This is a genomic window from Fibrobacter sp. UWH6 (assembly GCF_900142465.1).
Taxonomy (GTDB): Bacteria; Fibrobacterota; Fibrobacteria; order Fibrobacterales; family Fibrobacteraceae; genus Fibrobacter.
This window is the reverse complement of record NZ_FRAX01000041.1, coordinates 1-5,129: the sequence shown is the minus strand read 5'-3', so window position 1 is coordinate 5,129 and position 5,129 is coordinate 1. Positions and strand designations below refer to the sequence as shown.

At 56.7% G+C, this 5,129-nt stretch carries 2 tRNA genes and 3 rRNA genes; all 5 read right to left on the bottom strand.

Going from position 1 to position 5,129, the window contains the following annotated elements:
* Positions 1-21: 21 nt before the first annotated feature.
* Positions 22-136 (bottom strand): 5S ribosomal RNA (gene rrf, locus BUB73_RS16450).
* A gap of 110 nt (positions 137-246) precedes the next feature.
* Positions 247-3,147: ribosomal RNA gene (locus BUB73_RS16445) — 23S ribosomal RNA — on the bottom strand.
* A gap of 174 nt (positions 3,148-3,321) precedes the next feature.
* A tRNA-Ala gene (locus BUB73_RS16440) sits at positions 3,322-3,394 on the bottom strand.
* A gap of 8 nt (positions 3,395-3,402) precedes the next feature.
* A tRNA-Ile gene (locus BUB73_RS16435) sits at positions 3,403-3,476 on the bottom strand.
* A 99-nt stretch (positions 3,477-3,575) separates the two neighbouring features.
* Positions 3,576-5,092: ribosomal RNA gene (locus tag BUB73_RS16430) — 16S ribosomal RNA — on the bottom strand.
* Together the 16S, 23S and 5S rRNA genes with 2 tRNA genes alongside form the textbook arrangement of a ribosomal RNA operon.
* Positions 5,093-5,129: the final 37 nt, after the last annotated feature.

Genomic DNA, 5,129 nt, shown 5'->3' with positions numbered 1-5,129 from the left:
TTTTCCTCGGGGGGCCCGTGAATCCAGCGGCGACCTACTCTCCCGGACCCGTAGGCCAGGTACCATCGGCGATAGGAGGCTTGACTTCCGTGTTCGGAATGGGAACGGGTATGACCCTCCCTCGATAACCGCTGAAACAATCTCTCCGGCAGTAACCTGCAACCAGCGACTCTACTGAGTGGCTGAAGTAAAAGTGATGAATCCTAGCTGCTCACGCGACGCGTGTCGAACGTCATCGTTGAAAGAAAGGAAAAGCTCTCACGGGCTATTAGTACGACTCGGCTCAACGCCTCGCAGCGCTTACACCTGTCGCCTATCGACGTCGTAGTCTCCGACGGCCCTTCAGGGGGTTGCCCCCGCGAGACCTGATCTTGGGAACGGCTTCACGCTTAGATGCCTTCAGCGTTTCTCCGATCCGTACACGGCTACCCGGCAATGCCGCTGGCGCGACAGCCGGTACACCGGAGGTACGTCCGACCCGGTCCTCTCGTACTAAGGTCAGCTTCCCTCAAGTCTCGTACGCCCACACCGGATAGGGACCGAACTGTCTCACGACGTTCTGAACCCAGCTCGCGTGCCGCTTTAATTGGCGAACAGCCAAACCCTTGGGACCTTCTCCAGCCCCAGGATGCGACGAGCCGACATCGAGGTGCCAAACCTCCCCGTCGCTATGAACGCTTGGGGGAGATCAGCCTGTTATCCCCAGAGTACCTTTTATCCATTGAGCAACGGCCGTTCCACGCTGTACCGCGGGATCACTAAGCCCTACTTTCGTACCTGCTCGACGTGTCCGTCTCGCAGTCAAGCTCCCTTATGCCTTTATGCTCTGCGCGCGATTGCCGACCGCGCTGAGGGAACCATTGGATGCCTCCGTTACCTTTTAGGAGGCGACCGCCCCAGTCAAACTGACCATCAGACACGGTCCCTGTCCCGGATGACGGGACGAGGTTAGATCTCAAAACGGGCAAGGGTGGTATTTCAAGGATGGCTCCACGACGACTGGCGTCGCCGCTTCCAAGCCTCCCACCTATCCTACACATGCCAGTCCTAAAACCAATGTCAAAATACAGTGAAGGTTCATGGGGTCTTTCCGTCCAGGTGCGGGTTGCCGGCATCTTCACCGGCACTGCAATTTCGCCGAGTCCCGGGAGGAGACAGTGCAGAAGTCGTTACACGATTCGTGCAGGTCGGAACTTACCCGACAAGGAATTTCGCTACCTTAGGACCGTTATAGTTACGGCCGCCGTTTACCGGGGCTTCGATTCAGCGCTTCGCGTGAGCTGACGCCTCCTGTTAACCTTCCGGCACCGGGCACGTGTCAGACCATATACATCCACTTGCGTGTTAGCATGGCCCTGTGTTTTTGGTAAACAGTCGCTTCTGCCGTTTCCCTGCGACCTCCTGCAGCCCTGGACTGTCCATCCTCACCGCTGGAGGCTCCCCTTATCCCGAAGTTACGGGGTTAATTTGCCGAGTTCCTTCTCCCGAGTTGTCTCGAGCACCTTAGGCTATTCGCCTCGTCCACCTGTGTCGGTTTACGGTACGGGCCACATCAATACTCCCTTAGGGGGTTTTCCTGGCACGGGCCCACGAGACTCAGCTTCCGGCCGAAGCCTTCCACCGGTCCGGCGCCTGGGGCATGTACCGGGGGGATTTGCCGCCCCGGAGCCTTGCACGCCATCCGCGACATCCATCAGTCGCTACTCGCTGTCCCATGCGTCGCCCCGTCGGTCAAACGCAGTGATGTGGGTGCGGGAATGTTCGCCCGCTTGTCATCGGCTACGCCTCTCGGCCTCGTCTTAGATCCCGACTGACCCCGGGGGGATTATCCTTGCCCGGGAACCCTTGGACTTACGGTGTGCGGGTTTTTCACCCGCATTTTCGCATACTCATGCCAGCATTCTCGTTTCCGATACCTCCAGCGCGCATCGCCACGCGCCTTCCCAGGCCTACGGAACGCTCTCCTACCACTCATTGCTGAGTCCATGACTTCGGTGATGTGCTTAGTCCCGATCATTTTCGGCGCGGGGTCGCTTGACCAGTGAGCTATTACGCTTTCTTTAAAGGGTAGCTGCTTCTAAGCTAACCTCCTGGCTGTCTGTGCAACCCCACATCCTTTACCACTTAGCACATACTTGGGGACGCTTAGTCGATGGTCCGGGTTGTTTCCCTTTCGTCCGCTGATCTTATCACCCGCGGGCTGTCTGCCATGCATCACGTTCACGGTATTCGGAGTTTGATAGGGTTTGGTAAGCGGGTGTGCCCCCTAGTCCTTCCAGTGCTCTACCCCCGTGAAGCTAACATGACGCCATACCTAAATATGTTTCGGAGAGAACAAGCTATCGCCCAGTTTGATTGGTCTTTCGCTCCTACCCACAGCTCATCCGGACACGTTTCAATGTATATCGGTTGGGCCCTCCACGAGGTGTTACCCCCGCTTCAGCCTGGCCATGGGTAGATCACTAAGGCTTCGTGTCTGCCGTGTACGACTGGTCGCCCAGTTGAGACTCGCTTTCGCTTCGGCTCCGGGCCTGAGGCCCTTAACCTCGCCGTACACGAGCAACTCGCTGGCTCATTAAACAAAAGGCACGCCGTCAGGAGGATGAATCCTCCCTCCGACAGAATGTATGCACGCGGTTTCAGGCGCTCTTTCACTCCCCTCTCGGGGTGCTTTTCACCTTTCCCTCACGGTACTGTGCACTATCGGTCATCCGCTCGTATTTAGCCTTGGAGGGTGGTCCCCCCGTCTTCAGGCAGGATTTCACGTGTCCCGCCCTACTCTTCGACGTACGCTCCATTGAACAAGGCTACAGGCCTGTCACCTGCTGTGGGGGGGCTTTCCATCCCGCTTCGCCTTGTCGCCTGAATGCGCGAACCGTCTGGGCTCTTCCCCTTTCGCTCACCACTACTGAGGGAATCTCGGTTGATTTCTTTTCCTCCGGGTACTTAGATGTTTCAGTTCCCCGGGTTTGCCTCCTCGGACCTATGTATTCAGTCCGTGGATACGCTTGCGCGTGGGTTTCCCCATTCGGATCCCCCGCAGTCAAAGGCCCTTTGCGCCTCGTGCGGGACTTTCGGGGCTTGGCCCGTCCTTCGTCGCCGGCAGATGCCTAGGCATCCCCCGCGTGCATTCCTTCGCTTAATTCCTGTTTCCAACGATAAAGCTCGATCTGTCGCTCGCATGAGCAGCTCGAATCCACCTTTTTCTCAGTGCTTCAAGTCACTCTGTATGCTTGATTGCTTTTCTTGGTTACATGCCGTAATTTTCAATCTGCAGGTCGGCGCGGCGGCCTTCCCATTTCCTGCGCCCGGAAGCGCTACTGGAGCTAAGGAGACTCGAACTCCTAACATCCAGCTTGCAAAGCTGGCGCTCTACCAGTTGAGCTATAACCCCTTAAGCTATGGGCCTGAATGGACTTGAACCATTGACCCCCGCCTTATCAGAGCGGTGCTCTAACCAGCTGAGCTACAGACCCGGGCTCTAAAAGAATCGGAGATGTGCTTTCGTGGCGACTTCTAGTCTGAACGTCTTTCGATTACAGGTGGTTGGAAACCAGTTCCAAATTTTACTCCTTAAAGGAGGTAATCCAGCCGCACCTTCCGGTACGGCTACCTTGTTACGACTTAGCCCCAGTCAGAGGTCTTGCTTTAGGCGCTGGCTCCCTTGCGGGTTGGCATCGCGACTTAGAGCACTCCCTCCTCCCATGGCTTGACGGGCGGTGTGTACAAGGCCCGGGAACGTATTCACCGTGGTGTGCTGACCCACGATTACTAGCGATTCCAGCTTCACGGAGTCGAGTTGCAGACTCCGATCCGAACTGAGGCCGGCTTTGAGGATTGGCGCCCTGTCACCAGGTAGCGACCCATTGTACCGACCATTGTAGCACGTGTGTAGCCCAGGATGTAAGGGCCATGAGGACTTGACGTCATCCACACCTTCCTCCGGGTTGTCCCCGGCAGTCTCTCCAGAGGGCCCCCTTGCGGGTGGCAACTGGAAACGTGGGTTGCGCTCGTTGCGGGACTTAACCCAACATCTCACGACACGAGCTGACGACAGCCATGCAGCACCTGTGCGGAACGTTGTATTGCTACAAAACGGCGATCTCTCGCCGCGGCGTTCCCATGTCAAACCCTGGTAAGGTTCTGCGCGTTGCTTCGAATTAAACCACATGCTCCACCGCTTGTGCGGGCCCCCGTCAATTCCTTTGAGTTTCATACTTGCGTACGTACTCCCCAGGCGGCATACTTAACGCGTTGGCTTCGGTACCCGGGGCGAGCCCCGGACACCCAGTATGCATTGTTTACGGTGCGGACTACCAGGGTATCTAATCCTGTTTGCTACCCGCACTTTCGAGCATGAGCGTCGATAAGTCCCCAGCAAGCTGCCTTCGCCATCGGTGTTCTTCCTGATCTCTACGCATTCCACCGCTACACCAGGAATTCCGCTTGCCCCTGAACTATCCAAGAGAAACAGTCCAGTCTGCAGGTCCGGGGTTGGGCCCCGGTATTGTACAGACTGCTTGCATCTCCGCCTGCGCTCCCTTTACGCCCAGTGATTCCGAACAACGCTTGCACCCCTCGTATTACCGCGGCTGCTGGCACGAAGTTTGCCGGTGCTTCCTTTCGAGGTACATTCAACTTAACCGAAATTAAGCATTATTCCCTCACGACAGTGGTTTACACACCGAAATGCTTCTTCCCACACGTGGCGTTGCTGCATCAGGGTTTCCCCCATTGTGCAATATTCCCTACTGCTGCCTCCCGTAGGAGTCTGGGCCGTATCTCAGTCCCAATGTGGCCGATCACCCTCTCAGGCCGGCTACCGATCGTCGCCTTGGTGGGCCGTTGCCCCGCCAACTAGCTAATCGGACGCAAGCTCATCCCACACCGATAAATCTCTAGTCAACAGTCCATGTGGACTGCCACTCTCCTGGGCATTAACCGCGCGTTGGCACGGGTATTCCCTGATATGGGGCAGATTGCTTACGCGTTACTCACCCGTTCGCCGCTAGGACCGAAGTCCCCGCTCGACTTGCATGTATAAGACACGCCACCAGCGTTCGTTCTGAGCCAGGATCAAACTCTTCATTAATTTTTTAAAGTCTTGGTCCCGTAATCACGTTCGTATT